Here is an 18,013-nt window from a genome sequence, read left to right on the forward strand (position 1 = left end):
TGTGTTTATTCCATAAATTCCCGTATGATCTCCCTCATGATCTCTTCCTCCTCAGGGCTCAGCATCTTGCTGAAATGACTGCCCGTTGCCGCAGTCTGCCGGATACTGGAAGCAATCCGCTCAACCATTTCTTCCCTGAGGATCGGATCTGTTTTCTGAGAGGTCTGCTGCGGTTCGTACTTACGGGCTGTGGGAGGATTTTCCTTTCGGGAACGTGCCTGAAGGATATAATCCGCGAGAGAATTTGTCACCAGTTCTTCCCTGTATGAAAAATCCAGCGCCTGCCGCAAGATCAGAAGTGCAACCGGAACCGCTGTGCCGATATACAGATACTGCAGTGAAAGTCCCTGTTCCGATCCGAGTTTCGTAACAAAAAAAAGCGACAACCCCAGGCAAACCGTAGATAACAATGAAGGAATCCAGACCAGAAGATTCATTCTGTTCAGAAGCTTATCCCTTGTTTTCCACAGATTCAGCCACTTTTCTCTCAGGTTCGTTGTCGCTTTTGTCTTTCGCATGGTTCTTCTGTAGGTAAGGTGTACTGCCAGCATACCCACTCCTCCTGCTGTTCCGAGAACAGCCATCAGATAAAGCAGAATATGCAGGTCCATGATTCGTTCCAGCATAAGCCCTCCTTGTTTTACAGTCTGTGAACAGTTATCCGATAAACTCATTCTACACCTTTTAAGGCCTGTATGGAACAAAAATCGTTCGTCAAATTCCTGCAGAATTTTACATTTTTTCCAGTGCGTCTACCACTTCTTCAAACTTCATAAAATGAGACGCCTTTACGAGAATCGTATCTCCCTTACGGACATACCCTTCAAGATTCTTAAGAAGAGATTCCCGGTCTTTTTCATAATGAACTTCAAAATTCGGATCTGCTGTGCGCGCAGCGTCTGCCATATGTACAGAAAGTTCTCCCACACAGATGCAGACATCAATGCCACATTTTGCAGCATGCTCTCCGACTTCTTTATGCAGAGAAATCTCATTCTCGCCAAGTTCTCCCATATCTCCGAGAATCGCCACTCTTCGTCCCTCTCCATCATGAAGTACATCCAGAGAAGCTTTCATGGACATCGGATTGGCATTATAACAGTCATCTACAACCAGAAAATTCTCTGTCTCGATCATCTTGAAACGACCACGGATTGTCTCCAGGCTTTCAATACCTCTTTTAATTTCTTCGATCGTAAGTCCGTAGATTCTGCCTACAGCCGCTGCTGCAAGTGCATTATAGACCATATGGATGCCCGGTGTCGGCACCAGTACATCAAAAGCATCTTCGTCCATATGAATGCGACAGGAAACACCTTTCAGCCCCCTGCTCACGATCTGGTCTGCATAAACATCACGCTTCGCATCCAAACCGAAAAATACTGGTTTCACACCATGATAGCCATCAACCGTTGCCAACTTATCATCATCCCCGTTCAGTACAATATGGCCGTTCGGCTGCATGGACTGGAAAATTTCCGTCTTTGCTTTGAGAACACCGTCTCTGTCGCCAAGATTTTCAAGATGACAGGTTCCGATATTTGTGATCACGCAGGTATCCGGTTTCGCTATCCGGGTAAGTCGTGTCATTTCTCCAAAATCACTGATTCCCATTTCCAGAACGGCGATCTGATCGTCTTCTCTCAGACGGAATACGGTCAGTGGCAGTCCAAGTTCGTTATTAAAGTTTCCCTGTGTTTTCAGGGTACGATATTTTTCTTTCAGTACAGATGCAATTACTTCTTTCGTACTGGTCTTACCAACACTTCCGGTGATTCCGACTACCGGAATCTGAAGCTGCTGTAAATATAATTCTGCGATATCTTTTACTGCCTGCAGAGAAGATGCAACCTGAATATACGGGTAAGCTGCATCTGGCAGCTCTCTCTCTGAAAGTGTCGCAAGTGCCCCTTTCGCCATAACATCCGGGATAAAACGATGTGCATCCACGCGTTCTCCAACAATCGGCACAAACAGACAGTCTTTCTCAATCTTACGGCTGTCTGTGGTAATTGCAGAAATTTCACGGTCAAGAAGCGCATCATCGCCATGCCAGGTTCCACTGCACACCTCTGTAAGATTTCTTAAGGTAAGATTTTTCATTTATTTTTCCTCATTCGTACTTTTTCATTGAGACTTTGATCAGTTCTTCACACAGAGTCGGATAATCCATACCGAGCACTGCCGCCTCCTGCGGAATCAGACTGGTAGGTGTCATTCCCGGAAGAGTGTTTGCCTCGAGGCAGTAGATCTTTTCATCTTTTGTTACAATGAAATCAAGACGACCATAGCTTTCCATTTCAAGTGCGTGATAGCCTTCTACCGCATATTCCTGAAGACGTCTGGTCAGTTCTTCGGAAATCGGTGCCGGACAGGTTTCTTTCACTGCGCCCGGTTTGTATTTATTCTCATAATCATAGAATCCCTGAACCGGAACGATCTGTACAACCGGATATGCTTTGCCGTCCACAACAGCAACCGTATACTCAGTACCTTCGACAAATTCTTCTACGACAACTTCATTTTCATAGGTAAATGCTCCATCCAGAGCTTTCGTATAATCAGCCTGATTATCTACGATATAAACACCAATGCTGGAACCGCCACAGCATGTCTTGACTACAACAGGGAAATCCAGGCCAAGCTCCTGCGGTGTCTCCACGCGGTCTTTTTTCTTCATGGCTTTGCCGCCCGGTGTCGGTACACCGCGCATCTGGAACATGGCTTTCGTAACACCTTTGTCCATCGCCATCGCACTGCTGAGATAGCCTGTTCCGGTATACGGAATTCCCATCAGGTCAAATACAGCCTGCAGTCTTCCGTCCTCGCCGTTGGATCCATGCAGTCCGAGGAAAACAAAATCCGCTTTCTTACAAAGTTCCAGGACATTCGGTCCGAAAAATTCTTTCCTGCTTTTTTTTAACTCTTCGATGCGCGTATTAAAACTCTTGATGTAGGAAACTGCCTGCTCTACATCATAGCTTTCCGGAAAAGGATCTGCCCAGTCTACATTCTCCAGTCCGCAAAAAACATCGACCAGAATTGCCTGATGATTTTTCTGACGCAGCGCACCGCAGATTCCTGTGCCGGATACGATCGATACATCCCTTTCTGTACTTGTTCCCCCTGCTAATACAACAATTTTCATATTATCACCTCTCCTGAAACGCAAAAACCGCTGCAAAGATCCCTCTCAGAATCCCTGCAGCTCCTTTGCTGTACTGGTTACACTGTTTTGTCTTTTCACAGTTATGATCACTTATATATGACAACCGGTATTCCAGCTTCTACTGTCTGATAAATTAACTGCGCCTGCTCTTCAGGTACCGCTATACAGCCCTCTGTGGATGATTTCGGCTCTGAAAATACGCTGGTTCCACTATTCTCATCGTCACTTCCGAAAGCTGCGATATCCGCATCATCTGAAAAATCATATCCGTTTACATCCAGACCTGCTTTTCCATATATGCCTGTTTTGTCTGTAAATGGCATCCAGAAATCTACTGTTTCACCATCTCTACCGCCTGGTACTGCAGAAGATTCTTTTTCTCCCAGTGCATATACACCGGTCAGCGTACTGCTGTCTGCCACCAGCCCGGTATCCACCACCGGACTTCCACTCTGATATAATACCATTCTTTGGGCACTCAGGTCAATTTCAATATAAGAATATCCTATATCATTTATCTTTCTGCTGGCAGCTTCCTGCTCGTAGATCGGTTCACGCACCTCAGTTTTTTTCTCTGTGATGTCTTTGTACAGTGCATCGGCTTCTTTTTGCTGGTCGATCACCCATCCGTAATTTCCACCGGATACAGTGATATCTCTGTTATCATATGTAGAAAATGCCCGTTCTGTACCTGCCGTATCATATTTACCGGCAAGATCTGCCACATAAGCAGCTACTGCATCCTTACTCACGACCAGATTATCATTTTCATCTCTGTCAAGCATGCCCTTTATCACAGAACGATCTACCGTCTCTTTACGGTCACTGAAATCATAAGTCACCACAACATCGGTCAGATCATTCATCTGCTCACAGTCCTTAGTAAGATCCGATGCATAGGCTGTCGGGTTGATATAACAACCGTCAGCTTCCAGCTCTGCAACTGTACGACCTGTCCTGACCGCATTAGAAATGTCTTCCATCAGCTTTTCATAATCAATCTTTGTACCTTCAATCTCAGGAATGACTTCGAAACTATCCTCCAGCTCTCTGATATAGGCATCCTCCGGCTCTATATTATTCTGAAGGCACTTCAGGCTGTCGATCTTCTTCTTAAACAGATCTTCGTCATACGATACCGAAGCCGGCAATTCATAAGTCTGCTGCTGGCTGAATGCAAGGAACCAGATAAAACGATTCTGGTCATGCAAAAGCTTCCTGACACTGCCATCTGATGTATATTGAAGGTTGATTTCTTCTGCTGTGATTCCCTCCTGACCGTCTCCTCTTGTACGCACCGCAAGTGCATAAACTGCAGTCTTTTGTTTCAGAAGATTTTCGGTCTCGTCCTCAGTCATGTAAGAACAATTAAAACCATTCACCTGTGACCCAGGAAGAAAATGCCCGGTAAAATAATATACACCAAAAAAGTAGGCGCCTGCGGTAAGCAGGAGCAGTACAATGATTAAACCGATCAGTAGTTTTCTTCCTTTGTCCATACTCTTGTTTTCTTCCGTCATGGCGCCTCCTTAACGTTCGCGGCTATGAAATTTTATTATTGCTGTTCAAGTCAGAATTTTATTCTGCCAGAAGTTTCTCTACGCTGGCAAGTTTTACGCAGACAACGAAAACCTTCGCAGCCTTTTCCAGCTCGTCAATTGGTGGGAAAGACGGAGCAATACGGATATTGCTGTCCTTTGGATCTTTACCATATGGATAGGTAGCTCCTGCTCCGGTCATTACGACACCGGCTTCTTTTGCCATTGCTACAATTCTTTTCGCGCATCCATCCATGGATTCGAAAGAAATGAAGTAACCTCCCTTCGGAGTTGTCCATTCTCCGATTCCGAGTCCGCCGAGTTCTTTCTCGAGAGTTGCCTCTACCATCTCAAATTTCGGACGGAGGATTGCTGCATGCCTGCTCATGTGTGCATGAACACCGTCAAGATTCTTGAAGAATTTTACATGACGGAGCTGATTCAGTTTATCATGTCCGATGGTCTGTACTGTAATATATTTACGAATATCATCAAGGTTTGCTTTTGATGCAGCTAATGCAGCGATACCGGAACCAGGGAAGCTGATCTTGGAAGTTGAAGTAAATTTGTAAACCATATCCGGATTGCCGGCCTTTGCGCACTCATCCAGAATCTCAAGCAGGAAATCCTGTTCTTTCTCGTCATCATAAAGATGATGTACACTGTACGCATTGTCCCAGTAGATACGGAAATCCGGTGATGCCGGTTTCAGACGTGCAAAACGTTTTACGGTTTCTTCAGAATAAGTATATCCCTGCGGATTAGAGTATTTCGGTACACACCAGATACCTTTGATTGCCGGATCTTCGCTTACAAGTTTCTCAACCATATCCATATCCGGGCCTTCCGGTGACATCGGCACATTGATCATCTCGATACCGAAAAATTCTGTAATCTTGAAGTGGCGGTCATATCCCGGAACCGGACAGAGAAATTTTACTTTATCCAGTTTACACCATGGAGTATTTCCCATAACACCATGAGTCATAGAACGTGATACAGTATCAAACATAACATTCAGACTGGAGTTTCCGTAAATAATAATGTGTTCCGGATCTACTTCGGAAATCTCTCCGAGAAGACGTTTGGCTTCCGGAATACCATCCATGACACCATAGTTACGACAGTCAACACCTGTCTCGCATCTCAGGTCTGTGCTGCTTGACAGAACATCCATCATATCCATGGAAATATTCAGCTGATCAACTGACGGCTTACCACGTGACATATCAAGGGCCAGTCCCTGTGCCTTAATTTCTGCGTACTGCTGATCCAGCTCTTTCTTAAGAGCCTGAAGCTGTTCTTTACTCATCTCACTGTATTTCTGCATATTCGTCCTCCTCGTGCCGCTTCCAGAATCCTGTCCCGGCAAAAATTCTTTCATCTTAAATAGCTTTTTGATCTTAAATTATTATCCCATATATTTTAGTATTGTAAAGTACTGCTTGTCAAGCCCCGCCACCTCTCTATTTGTAAAAAATTTTTTCAAATCAAAGTGATAAAGTGCGAATTTGAACGAATTTCCGCAAAATGTATCGTCTGTATACCCGAAACTACATAGTTTTACTTGCGGAATCGTCACGATTCACCTATACTGATGAGATAGAGATATTTTACTATATAAATAAGACTATAAGAAAGGTTATCATATATATGTGGATTGCAAATGACTGGAAAGAATACGAAGTAATTGACACTTCCTGCGGCGAGAAACTGGAGCGCTGGGGCAAATATACGCTGGTGCGCCCGGACCCGCAGGTTATCTGGGATACCCCGAAGGTAAGCCGTGGCTGGAAAAACATGAACGCCCACTACCACAGAAGCAAAAAAGGCGGCGGGGAATGGGAATTCTTTGATCTTCCGCAGCAATGGGATCTTCATTACAAAGATCTGACCTTCCATCTGAAACCATTCAGTTTCAAACATACCGGACTTTTTCCGGAACAGGCAGTCAACTGGGACTGGTTCGGAGATAAGATCCGTAACGCAGGCCGTCCGGTCAAAGTTCTGAATCTTTTTGCCTATACAGGCGGTGCGACTCTGGCTGCTGCCGCTGCCGGCGCACATGTTACACATGTTGATGCCTCCAAAGGTATGGTCAACTGGGCAAAAGAAAATGCGGCTGCATCCGGACTCTCCGAAGCACCGATCCGCTGGCTCGTTGATGACTGTGTAAAATTTGTAGAACGTGAGATCCGACGTGGAAATCACTACGATGCGATCATCATGGATCCACCTTCTTACGGCCGTGGACCAAAAGGTGAGATCTGGAAGATCGAAGATGCAATTCATCCGCTCATCAAGCTGTGCGTAAAGCTTTTAAGCCCGAATCCACTGTTTTTCCTGATCAACTCCTATACAACGGGACTTGCACCGGCTGTGCTGACCTACATGCTTTCAACAGAACTTAAGGACTTCGACGGACATGTTGATTCTCAGGAAATCGGACTTCCTGTAACATCCAACGGACTGGTACTTCCATGTGGTGCTTCCGGACGCTGGGAAGCAAAATAGAATATTTTAATTCTTCTGAAAATTAATAATTTTTCTCATTATTTTCTTGAATCTGTTGATATACAGAGATATAATACAGTTATCAAAAACGTATCAGGAGAGGTGAAAATAATGACGGAAGAACGCCCAAACGATACTCTTCCCTACACCTGTACTCCGGCCTATGACCGCAGCAACTGTGGGAATTGTGTCTGCGCCACCTGTTATGAACAGGAATTCTGCAACCGCTGCAGCTCCTGTGAGAATCTTTCCCGTAAGAAAGAATCCTGCAACAGTTATGAAGGCGCATATTGCTACTAACCAAAAAAGATACTGAACGCTTTTTTAATTGCGTCAGTATCTTTTTTATGTTCTTAAACTGTTTTCCGTTTTTTCGGGAAGATCATGGTAATCTCGGTTCCTCTGCCGATCTCGCTGACCAGATCCAGGGTTCCTCCCAGGAAACCTACACCATGTTTTACAATAGAAAGACCCAGGCCGGTACCTCCGATTTCTTTGGAGTGGCTCTTGTCCACGCGATAGAATCTTTCAAATACGCGCTTCTGATCTTCTGCCGGGATTCCTATACCGTTATCTTTGACTCGAATCTCTACCTGTTCACCCAGATCACGCAGATGAATGCTTACTGTACCATCCTCTTTATTATATTTGATTCCATTATCGCAGAGATTATAAATGATTTCATCCAGAATCGGACGCACGCTGTACAGCATCGTTTTATCCCCGTCAATATAAAAATGAACGTTTTTCTTATCAGCAATCTCTTTTAGTCTGCCACACACATTTCTGACAACCTGACACACATCCAGCTCTTCCCAGTCATACGGAGTTTCTCCCTCATCAAGCTGAGATACACGGATCGTATCCTCGATCAACGCGATCAGGCGCTGGGCTTCATCATAAATTCTGCCTGCAAATTTCTGTACATCTTCCTGTCTGACCAGTCCGTTTCGAATAATCTCTGCAAAACCGGATACTGCAGTCAGAGGCGTCATCAGCTCATGCGAAACATTTGCTGAAAATTCTCTGCGCAGCTGTTCACGTTCCACCTTTTCCGTTTCGTTGATCAGTAGAAGTACTGCACCTGCCACCCGTTGTTCTCTGGTAACAGGGTTCGCGATCATCTGAACAACTTCGCCGCCCAGACGCAGGCGTACACTTCCGTGTTCTCCACGCAGAACCTGTTCGATCATAAGACGGAATTCTTCACCACGGTTCAGCGAATAAACGCATTCCCCAATCTTTGGTTTCTGCATTTGAAACATTTTCCATACACTGGAATTTCCCGACAGGATCATTGTATAACTGTCGATCACAAGGAGACCTTCCTGCATATTTTCTGTAATTATCGTAAACTCTTCCTGATTTCGTCTGGCTGCTTCCAGCTGGCTTCTGATCTGTCTGTTCTGCTTATATATCTTACTTAAAAGAGGGCCTACTTCTTCATAAATCTGATTTTCCTCCGGATGCTCAAGATCTACATTATTGATCGGCTCCACAATTTTATTTGCCATATGCATAGACACAAGACCGGCCAGTATCAGCATCACGACTGCAATACCGATCATCGGCGGCACCATCTCCATAAGAAGCACCCATACTGAGAACTGTGTACTGGAAACACGAAGCACTGTATTGTCTGAGAGGCGCAGTGCATAGTATATCGTCTTCTGTGACAGTGTTTTTGAATCACGTTCTGCACGTCCGCTTCCTGATTTCAGCGCTTCCTGAACTTCTTTACGGTCACTGTGATTTTCCATAGAAGAAGAATCTGCCTGATTATCATAAAGAACCGTTCCGTCCTCTGCGATATACGTAATACGGTCATCTTTTTCTTTAATCTGATTCAGATAATCCATGCCGTTCTGTTCTACTCCATATGCCAGATAAGTTGCCTCTTTTTCCAGTTCTGTATTGATCTGTTTGCCGAAATGCTGATAAAGGATTGCCATCACACATGCAATCCCAAATATCAGCACAACCACTGCCACCAGTATATTTGATTTAAAGATTTTCTTTGTCACGTTATCAGCCTCCCATTTGGTGCTCATTGTTTCTGTGTTCGCCTGTAATCGCATACTCAACCCACTCAGCAATATTCACCGCATGATCTCCGATTCGTTCCATATATTTTGCAGTCATTAAAAGATCCAGTCCTGCTTTTGCATCCAGATTCTGGTACATCAGCTCTGCCAGTTCCTCTTTGATCTGATTAAATGCATCATCTACCTGATCATCATCATCGATTACTTTTCGGCAGAGTTCCAGATCACGTTTTACAAAGGCATCAACGCTTTCTGTGACCATGTTGACCGTCATTTCTGCCATCTTTCCGATAAGCGGAGGAATTTCAACATGTTTCTCATCAATATACTTTGAAAGATCTGCAATATCTGCTGCCTGATCTCCGATTCGTTCCATATCTGAGATCATTTTCAGTGCTGCGGAAACCTCTCGTAAATCTCTTGCTACCGGCTGCTGGTGAAGCAGGATACGCATACAGAGATTCTCAATCTCACGTTCTTTTGTATCAATTTCTCTGTCTGTCTCAAAAATTGCTTTAATACAATCCTCACCCCGGATTGCTTTATTAGAAAGAGAAATTGCTTTTTCGCAAAAGCTTCCCATCGTGATGATCTGCACATGGAGTGCTTCAAGCTGCCGTTCGAAATGCGTTGCCATAATCAACCAAACCTCCCTGTAATATAGTCCTCTGTTCTCTTATCTTTCGGCATGGAAAACAGAGTATCTGTATCGCTGAATTCTACAACTTCTCCCAGAAGAAAGAATGCTGTTTTATCAGAAATTCGGGTCGCCTGCTGCATATTATGCGTAACGATCACAATCGTATATTTTCCTTTTAATTCCATTGCAAGCTCTTCGATCTTTGATGTAGAAATCGGATCAAGTGCAGATGTCGGCTCATCCATCAGAAGCACTTCCGGCTCAACTGCCAGTGCTCTAGCAATGCAAAGTCTCTGCTGCTGTCCACCGGACATACCCAGCGCACTTTTCTTTAATCTGTCTTTGACTTCGTCCCAGATTGCTGCATCTCGAAGAGATTTTTCTACGATTTCGTCCAGCTTTGCCTTGGATCTGATGCCATGTGTTCTCGGTCCGTAAGCTACATTATCATAAATACTCATCGGGAACGGATTCGGTTTCTGGAATACCATTCCGACTCTTTTTCGGAGAAGATTTACATCCATGTCACCATAAATATCTTCTCCGTCAAGTTCTACTTTTCCAGTAATTTTACATCCCTCAACAAGGTCATTCATTCGGTTCAGAGACTTCAGAAGAGTTGATTTTCCACATCCACTCGGTCCGATAAAAGCGGTTATTTCTTTTTCCGGAATATGCATATTGATATCATGTAATGCATGAAAATTTCCGTAATAGAGATTCATATCTTCAATAGAAAGTTTAATATTATCACTCATGTTTCGTTATCCTTTCGCGATACGTTTTGCCACCATACCGGACAAACCGTTAATCAGTAATACAAATAACAGGATCACAACCGCAGTTGCAGATGCCTGATTCATGTGAAGGCCTTCACTGGAAAGTACATACATATGAAGTGCCAGTGTACGTCCGGAACCCATCAGATTCGGTACCTGTGCAACCGTTCCTGAAGTGTAAAGAAGAGCTGCTGTTTCGCCAATAATACGTCCGATTGCAAGGATGATTCCTGCAAGGATTCCAGGTACTGCAGACGGCAGCACGATCGTAAAAATCGTACGAAGCTTGCCTGCTCCCAGACCGAAGCTTGCCTCTCTGTAAGAATCCGGAACTGCTTTCAATGCTTCTTCTGCGGTTCTCATAATCAACGGAAGTACCATTATAACAAGGGTACATGCACCTGCCAGAAGTGACATTCCCCAATGAAGTGCTGTTACAAAAAACAGCATACCAAACAGACCATATACGATAGACGGAATACCAGAGAGTGTCTCTGCCGTAATACGAATAACCTGTACCAGTTTATTGCCTTTTTTTGCATATTCTACAAGATAAATTGCCGCGAAAATTCCGAGCGGTGCAGCAATCACCAGCGATAAAGCTGTCATGATAAAGGTATTGATCAGTGATGGCATAAGAGATACATTGTCGGATGTATATTCCAGGCTAAAAAGATCCGGTGTCAGATACGGGATACCTTTTACGAGGATATATGCTACCAGAAAAAATAATACTGCAAAAGTAACTATTGCCGCCCCGATCGTGAGAAGGACAAGTACTCCGGAGCCCGGATGACGCAGATACGAATGAATGCGGTCTGCTGTTGATGTCTGATTTCTTTTTTTCATATTTTCCACCGTCGGTTCAACTACTGCTGTATTAGTTTGCATTCTCTGACCTCCTGTTCAGTAAAGAAAGACTCAGGTTGATGATCAGGATAAATACAAAAAGTACAACTCCTGTTGCAATCAGTGCTTCTCTGTGAAGTCCGGTTGCATAACCCATTTCAGTTACGATATTTGCTGTCATTGTACGAAGACCTTTGAGTAAACCTGCAGGCATTCTTGCCTGGTTTCCGGCTACCATGATCACTGCCATTGTCTCACCGATCGCACGACCGATTCCGAGAACTACAGCTGCCAGAATACCGGATTTTGCTGCCGGAAGCATAACCACAAAAATACTTCTTTCTTTCGTTGCCCCCAGTGCAAGTGAACCTTCATAATAGCTTTCCGGTACACTTCGAAGAGCGGATTCTGTCGGTCCGATAATTGTCGGCAGAATCATGATTCCCAGAAGAAGGGATGCTGCCAGCCAGCTTGTACCGGTTCCTCCGAAGGTATTTCGAATAAGCGGTACCATCAGTACAAGACCAAAGAAACCATAAACTATGGAAGGAACTCCTGCCATCAGCTCAATTCCGGATTTCAGCGGACGATAAATTTTCTGCGGACAGTAGCGTGCCATAAATACAGATGTAAGTAAGGCAATCGGTACACCCACCAGAATTGCGCCGCCTGTTACATAAATACTGGCAATTATCATCGGGAAAATTCCAAATTTGTCATTGGATGGTTTCCAGACTGTTCCGAGTAAGAATTTCAGCGGTCCGATCTTGGCAATCGCCGGAATTCCATTGGCAAACAGAAACAAACAAATCAGAAATACTGCCAGGACTGAAGCACAGGCAGCCACCATAAAAACAATTTTCATGGCCTGTTCTTTAAATCTATTCATACAGGACTCTTCCTCTCTCATAATTATCATCGGATGCACACCGCCGGCACGTCCCTGATATGTAATGCAGGACATACACGAAGCCCGGTGACCCGGGCTTCATCTTCTGTCGTTTTGTATCGGTCTTACTTATTTAGCCAGATCTTCCCAGTCTGTTGTCTCACCTGTGAAGATTGCTTTTACCTGATCACTGGTCAGCTCATCAATATCATTGTCATTGTTTACTACAACTGCGATGCCGTCTCTTGCAATTTCAGTTGCTGTAAGATTTTCAGTTGTTTCTTCATCTTTCAGTTCACGGGATGCCATACCGATGTCACAGATGCCTTCTGCTGCGGATGTGATACCTGTTGTGGAATCGCTCTGCTGTACTTCTACTGTGATCTTGCCGCCGTTTGCTTTTTCATATGCTTCTTTCAGTTTTTCCATAACCGGTGTTACGGAAGAAGAACCAGCTACAACGACTTTACCTTCTGCATCACTCTGCTCATATGCTTTAGCATCATCAGCTACTTTGATGTATCCGTTGTCTTCTACGATCTGCTGTCCGTCAGAACTGAGAATGTAGTTTTCGAAATCTTTTGCTGCATCGCTGAGTTTGTCAGTTGTTATGATGTTGAATGGACGGGATACTTTGTATGTATCATTTGCTACGTTTTCTGCGGATGCTTCTGCACCGTCAATCTTTACTGCTTTTACTGTATCATTCAGGGAACCAAGGGAAATGTAACCGATTGCATTCTCATCACCTGCAACTGTTGTCATCATAACGGAAGTACTGTTTGTGATACTTGCATCTTCTGTTGTCATGTCGACTTTTTCATCACCCTGTTTTTCTTCGATTCCGAACAGTTCGATGAATGCTCCTCTTGTTCCGGATCCGTCTTCTCGTGAAATTACATCAATAGTTCCGCTTGCTGCGCTTGCAGTTGCTGCGAATGCGGTTGTTCCGATAAGTGCTGCTGTAACAATTGCTAAAAATTTTTTCTTCATGATAAAATCTCCTCTTTATTTTGCTATATTCAATTGTTTTCCTCATTGACAAGTGCAAGTATAAGAGGAAAAAGTAAAATGCATAATCATAACACTGTAAAATGTTTGTAAAAATGAATTTTTATTTTTGACAGCATAACGCAAAAAAGCTCCTCAGACAGCCTTGTTAATTGCCGTCCAGGAGCATTTATATGCTTTTTGTTATTATATTCTGTTGTTGTATTTTATACCATACCGTTTACGGTTTTGTACTTGTAAAGCATCTCTGCGTGGTTCTGCTCTTCTACCTGAATGTCTGCAAGCAGTTTGCGCACACCACTGTCACCAAAAACAAACACTTCTGAATTATATTCTCCGGAAACAAGCTTTTCTGTCGCAATACAGTCAGTTGCCAGAAAAGAATCCTGCTGTTTGTCCTCCGGAGAACTCATTGCAGTATAAGCAGCTTTCGGCTGATAGTCCCTGCCGTCACTGTCGTTACAGTTACACTGCGGAACTTCTCCGCGAAGTACACGATCCAGAGATTCGTAATGCTCTCTTTCTTTCTGCTGCAAAGTCCGGAAAAGATTTTTCAGTTCCGGATCTTTTGCCTGCTGTGCATATCTTCCGTATTTTTCAATACAGCTTTTTTCCTGTGTCTGTAAGTCCTGAATCGTTGTGCGTTCTTTTTCTTTTAATATCATCGTATCCGCTTCCTCTCTTTTTATTTGCAATACGGTGATAGTATCTGGAAAAAAACGGATTTTATGCATGATTCCGGAAATCTTTTTTATAAGATATTTTTCAGTTCAGCAAGCTCATAGATGATATGATCAACTACTTTTCCACCATTATTTTGCTGAATGGCACTTTTATCCCCAGAGTGCACAAACCAGCATGTGGACATCCCGTAAGCCTGTCCACCTTCAATATCTGCGGTCAGGGAATCTCCGATCATCATACATTCCGATGGCAGAACATCCGTAAATTCCTTCATGCAGCCGTCAAAAAACTGCCGGCTGGGCTTGTCCGCTCCGACTGTCTCAGAAACAAAACAGTGTGTAAAATATTTCAGCATATCCGCACTTTTCAGACGGTTGATCTGCTGGTCATAAGGACCGTTGCTTGCAGCACAAAGGCAATATTTCTTCTTATATAAATACTTGAGAATATCTTTTGCCCCCTCTTCCGGGACTGCACTTAAATGGAGAAGCCTGCGGAATTCTTTCTCCATCTCCACACCGTCCGCGCTAAGTCCGAGATGCCGGAGCACCGTCTGCCAGCGTACATAAAAGAGGTCGTCCATCGTCAGTTCCCCGAGTTCGATCCGCCGCCAGATTTTATTATTTTCTTCTTTAAATACCGCAAACATTTCCGGACGGTACTTAAGTCCTGCTTTTTTAAAGCACAGATTCATCGCCCATGCAGCACCTGCATCAAAATCCAGAAGTGTGTTGTCAATATCCAGAAAGAGGACTTTTATCTTATGATCCATGTAAATTCTCCTTTGTTTTTTGTAACCCCTCATCATTTTTCAGTCTAAATGCAGTAAGATACCTTTACAATACAGAAGACAGCCGGAAGCAACGTCAGTACACTTCTTCTGGATTATGCATATGACCTGCCTTACGGTACTGATCTGTACAGTTCTGTTTCACAAACACGAAACTGTACTTCAGGCATTATTTTTACCGGTTGCACTTCTGTTCTTTTCTGCTAAAATAGACTTAACGGGTCAGGTTTTCCTGGCCCTTAATTCAATTTGCAGGGGGAATTAAAAATGAAAGAAAAAGGAAGTAGTTTTTCCGGCTCGATCGGTTTCGTTCTTGCCGCAGCCGGAAGCGCCGTGGGTGTGGGAAATATATGGCGCTTCCCATATCTCTGTGCGAAAGACGGCGGCGGTCTGTTCCTGCTGGTTTATCTGGTCCTGGTGCTTACCTTCGGATTTGTTCTGCTCACAACAGATGTTGCGATTGGGCGAAAAACCAAGAAAAATGCACTCCGGGCGTTTGAAGCGCTCAATCCGAAATGGAAGTTTCTCGGTAAACTGACATTTCTTGTGCCGACATTGATCATGACATATTACTCTGTCATCGGCGGATGGATCACGAAATATTTTGTTACCTATATTATCTCTGATGGAAAAGATGCCGCAACTGACGGATATTTTACATCTTTTATCACCTCAGACATTGCTCCGATCGTGTTTATGCTGGTCTTTCTTGCTCTGACTGCATGGATCGTATATCGTGGCGTAGAAAAAGGAATTGAACAGTTTTCAAAGATCATTATGCCTGGCCTGATTTTACTTATCCTGATCATCGCAATCTTTTCACTGACTCTGACACACACCGATACAGACGGAAGTGTCCGTACAGGTCTGCAGGGACTTGCTTTTTATATAACGCCTGATTTCAACGGTCTTACCGTGAAGCGCTTTCTTGAAATTCTTCTGGATGCCATGAGCCAGTTATTCTTTTCTCTGAGCGTTTCCATGGGTATCATGATCACTTATGGATCCTATGTAAAAAATGAAGTCAATCTGAACAAGGCAACCAACCAGATTGAGATTTTTGATACAGGTGTTGCTTTTCTTGCAGGAATGATGATCATCCCGGCTGTATTCGTATTTCTCGGCACAGACGGCATGGCTTCCGGACCGAGCCTGATCTTTATCTCACTGCCCAAAGTCTTCAATGCCATGGGAGTCCTCGGCCGTCCTGTTGCAGTCGCGTTCTTCCTGATGATGGGCTTTGCGGCACTGACATCCTGCGTTTCCGTCATGGAAACCCTGGTTGCTAACTGTATGGAACTTTACCATAAACCTCGCAAAAGAATGTGCGGTGCTGTCGGTATTTATTCGCTGATCACCGCAATTCTGATCTGTCTCGGATACAACAAACTGTATTTCGAACTTAGCCTTCCAAATGGTTCCGTCGGACAGCTTCTTGATGTCATGGACTACATCAGCAACAGCTTCCTGATGCCGTTTATTTCTCTGCTGACCAGTATTCTGATCGGCTGGGTAATCGGACCTGACTGGATCGTCTGTGAAGTAGAACGAAACAATGAGCATTTCAAACGTGCCGGTCTGTACCGCTTTATGATCCGCTATGTCGTACCGGTCGTAATGCTGATCCTGTTCCTTGTATCCACCGGATTTACAGATCTGATCTTCTGAAAAAAGTCCCCCGGGCAATAAACCCGGAGGATTTTTTATTCTGTGATTTTGAACCAGTCTTTTTCTTCGAATTCAACAACTGTACAGTCATTTGCGTATGTACATTCCGGGAGAATGATCATCGCGTGAAGCTCATCATTGTTAAGTGGAAGTGGACAGAGATGCCAGATTGCCGCATTGATTTTTACCATGTATCCTTTCGGAACGATAAAAGCTTTCGTCAGTTCCGGTACAGGTGTACCGCCGGATGCCGGTGCAACATGAATGATCATATCATCGTCCAGTGCCACGATGCCTTCCCATGTCGTTGTATGATATTCTGCCATTTTGACAACTCTTTCATCCTTACGGACTGCAATTGGAGAAAATGCCATGCTTCCCACACAGGTTCCAGAAATGCGGTCCGGATAAAACTTATGGATTTCTCCTGACAGCGGATATCCCTCCGGCTCTGTCATGTTACAGAATGTGCCATATGGTGCAAAATCTGCTGCATTGATTTTTACTGCTTTTACTTCTCTCATTGGAAAAACCTCCTCTTGTTTTGTAAGAAACCCCATTGATAATTTCAATACATTCAGTATAGCATATTTCCTTATTTTTTTGCCAGTGTATGTTCGTATATTTCCCTGTCATAATCTTTAAATACATTAAAAATTACTTTTTTTACGCTGGTTTCTTTTTGTAAAAATTCTCTCACTGTCCGAACGGCAATCTCGGCTGCGCGTTCCTTCGGGAAATGAAATTCACCTGTGGAAATGCAGCAGAATGCTACACTTTCAAGATGATTCTGTACTGCAAGTTCGAGACAGGAACGATAACTTCCGGCAAGCAGTTCACAGTCTTTCTCCGTTACTCTGCCATAAATGATCGGACCTACCGTATGCAGGACATAACGACACGGCAGATTATATGCGGCAGTGATCTTCGCCTGCCCTGTCGGTTCCTCATGCCCCTGTGCTTTCATCATCTGTGCGCATTCATAGCGAAGCTGCGCACCTGCAAAAGTGTGGATGCAGTTGTCGATACATTTATGATTTGGCGCATAACATCCAGTCATTCCACTGTTCGCCGCATTGACGATCGCGTCACAGCGAAGCGTAGTAATATCACCCTGCCAGAGATAGATTCCCTGCTCGACCGGAGTGAGATCAGCAAGCTCTGTAATGCCTTTTTTCTCTGTCTCTTCTTTCAAATACTCATCCTGAATCTTCAGAAATTCTCTACTGAGCATCTTCGGTGCACGTACATTAAGAAGTCCACGGAGCAGATCTTTCTGCCCCTGCGAATCTTCCGGGATTGAATAATTACTGTATTCTTTTTGCTCGTTTAATAACTCCTGGATCAGGTATCTTCTTCTCTCACTCTGGTTCATAACATCACGTATAATCCAGTTATCCTCTTATGAGGTTAATGGATTATTCTCCTTTCTCCCAT

Annotated in this window: 18 protein-coding genes; 3 read left to right on the plus strand and 15 right to left on the minus strand. The window is 44.0% G+C overall.

Annotated elements, in window-relative coordinates; translation table 11 throughout:
- Window positions 1-5 precede the first annotated feature (5 nt).
- The 5 genes from DWW86_RS14005 to DWW86_RS14025 all read right to left on the minus strand — a co-directional run bounded on the left by DWW86_RS14005 (window position 6) and on the right by DWW86_RS14025 (window position 6,037).
- Window positions 6-626: a hypothetical protein gene (locus DWW86_RS14005; RefSeq protein ID WP_072522196.1), complete on the minus strand. Its 621-nt coding sequence runs from the start codon at window positions 624-626 to the stop codon at window positions 6-8.
- 106 nt (window positions 627-732) lie between these two features.
- Complete coding sequence (locus DWW86_RS14010; protein WP_117943738.1) at window positions 733-2,103, minus strand: UDP-N-acetylmuramoyl-tripeptide--D-alanyl-D-alanine ligase; 1,371 nt, start codon at window positions 2,101-2,103, stop codon at window positions 733-735.
- Between the two features lie 10 nt (window positions 2,104-2,113).
- Window positions 2,114-3,148, minus strand: coding sequence for a D-alanine--D-alanine ligase family protein (locus DWW86_RS14015; RefSeq protein ID WP_117943739.1), 1,035 nt, complete (start codon window positions 3,146-3,148; stop codon window positions 2,114-2,116).
- Between the two features lie 107 nt (window positions 3,149-3,255).
- Complete coding sequence (locus DWW86_RS14020) at window positions 3,256-4,689, minus strand: L,D-transpeptidase family protein (RefSeq protein ID WP_117943740.1); 1,434 nt, start codon at window positions 4,687-4,689, stop codon at window positions 3,256-3,258.
- 58 nt (window positions 4,690-4,747) lie between these two features.
- Window positions 4,748-6,037 (minus strand): aspartate aminotransferase type Ic, encoded by a 1,290-nt coding sequence (locus DWW86_RS14025; protein WP_117943741.1) that lies wholly within the window; start codon window positions 6,035-6,037, stop codon window positions 4,748-4,750.
- A gap of 323 nt (window positions 6,038-6,360) precedes the next feature.
- On the opposite strand from DWW86_RS14025, the gene DWW86_RS14030 reads away from it, so the two are divergent.
- Window positions 6,361-7,221 (plus strand): class I SAM-dependent methyltransferase, encoded by an 861-nt coding sequence (locus DWW86_RS14030; RefSeq protein WP_072522201.1) that lies wholly within the window; start codon window positions 6,361-6,363, stop codon window positions 7,219-7,221.
- A gap of 111 nt (window positions 7,222-7,332) precedes the next feature.
- Window positions 7,333-7,521, plus strand: coding sequence for a hypothetical protein (locus tag DWW86_RS14035; RefSeq protein ID WP_072522202.1), 189 nt, complete (start codon window positions 7,333-7,335; stop codon window positions 7,519-7,521).
- Between the two features lie 53 nt (window positions 7,522-7,574).
- Here the strand turns inward: DWW86_RS14035 and DWW86_RS14040 are convergent, their stop codons facing one another.
- From DWW86_RS14040 to DWW86_RS14075, 8 genes are all read right to left on the minus strand, one after another.
- Window positions 7,575-9,245, minus strand: coding sequence for a sensor histidine kinase (locus tag DWW86_RS14040; protein ID WP_117943742.1), 1,671 nt, complete (start codon window positions 9,243-9,245; stop codon window positions 7,575-7,577).
- 4 nt (window positions 9,246-9,249) lie between these two features.
- The gene (gene phoU, locus DWW86_RS14045) at window positions 9,250-9,903 is read right to left on the minus strand and encodes a phosphate signaling complex protein PhoU (protein WP_072522204.1); all 654 of its coding nucleotides are present in this window, start codon (window positions 9,901-9,903) and stop codon (window positions 9,250-9,252) included.
- A 2-nt stretch (window positions 9,904-9,905) separates the two neighbouring features.
- On the minus strand, window positions 9,906-10,664 hold the full coding sequence (gene pstB / locus DWW86_RS14050; protein ID WP_072522205.1) for a phosphate ABC transporter ATP-binding protein PstB: 759 nt from the start codon (window positions 10,662-10,664) through the stop codon (window positions 9,906-9,908).
- Window positions 10,665-10,670: 6 nt separating this feature from the next.
- Window positions 10,671-11,576 carry a phosphate ABC transporter permease PstA gene (gene pstA, locus DWW86_RS14055; RefSeq protein WP_072522206.1) on the minus strand — a complete coding sequence of 302 codons (906 nt, stop codon included), beginning with the start codon at window positions 11,574-11,576 and terminating at the stop codon, window positions 10,671-10,673.
- Complete coding sequence (gene pstC / locus DWW86_RS14060) at window positions 11,566-12,423, minus strand: phosphate ABC transporter permease subunit PstC (protein ID WP_072523394.1); 858 nt, start codon at window positions 12,421-12,423, stop codon at window positions 11,566-11,568. Before pstC ends, pstA begins: the two co-directional genes overlap by 11 nt.
- 129 nt (window positions 12,424-12,552) lie before the next feature.
- On the minus strand, window positions 12,553-13,416 hold the full coding sequence (locus tag DWW86_RS14065; protein WP_117943743.1) for a substrate-binding domain-containing protein: 864 nt from the start codon (window positions 13,414-13,416) through the stop codon (window positions 12,553-12,555).
- 224 nt (window positions 13,417-13,640) lie between these two features.
- Complete coding sequence (locus tag DWW86_RS14070; protein ID WP_117943744.1) at window positions 13,641-14,099, minus strand: ferritin-like domain-containing protein; 459 nt, start codon at window positions 14,097-14,099, stop codon at window positions 13,641-13,643.
- A gap of 86 nt (window positions 14,100-14,185) precedes the next feature.
- A complete protein-coding gene (locus DWW86_RS14075; RefSeq protein ID WP_117943745.1) occupies window positions 14,186-14,890 on the minus strand; it encodes an HAD family hydrolase in 705 nt (234 codons plus the stop codon).
- A 285-nt stretch (window positions 14,891-15,175) separates the two neighbouring features.
- Here DWW86_RS14075 and DWW86_RS14080 point away from each other — a divergent pair, with 285 nt between their 5' ends.
- A complete protein-coding gene (locus DWW86_RS14080; RefSeq protein WP_117943746.1) occupies window positions 15,176-16,576 on the plus strand; it encodes a sodium-dependent transporter in 1,401 nt (466 codons plus the stop codon).
- A 35-nt stretch (window positions 16,577-16,611) separates the two neighbouring features.
- Here DWW86_RS14080 and DWW86_RS14085 read toward each other — a convergent pair whose 3' ends face one another.
- Both DWW86_RS14085 and DWW86_RS14090 read right to left on the minus strand, forming a co-directional pair.
- Window positions 16,612-17,100, minus strand: coding sequence for an ureidoglycolate lyase (locus DWW86_RS14085; protein WP_117943747.1), 489 nt, complete (start codon window positions 17,098-17,100; stop codon window positions 16,612-16,614).
- Window positions 17,101-17,171: 71 nt separating this feature from the next.
- A complete protein-coding gene (locus tag DWW86_RS14090; protein WP_117943748.1) occupies window positions 17,172-17,951 on the minus strand; it encodes a protein-ADP-ribose hydrolase in 780 nt (259 codons plus the stop codon).
- Between the last annotated feature and the right edge of the window lie 62 nt (window positions 17,952-18,013).

It is taken from the genome of Ruminococcus sp. AF17-22AC, assembly GCF_003460065.1.
In the GTDB taxonomy this organism is placed as follows: domain Bacteria; phylum Bacillota; class Clostridia; order Lachnospirales; family Lachnospiraceae; genus Blautia_A.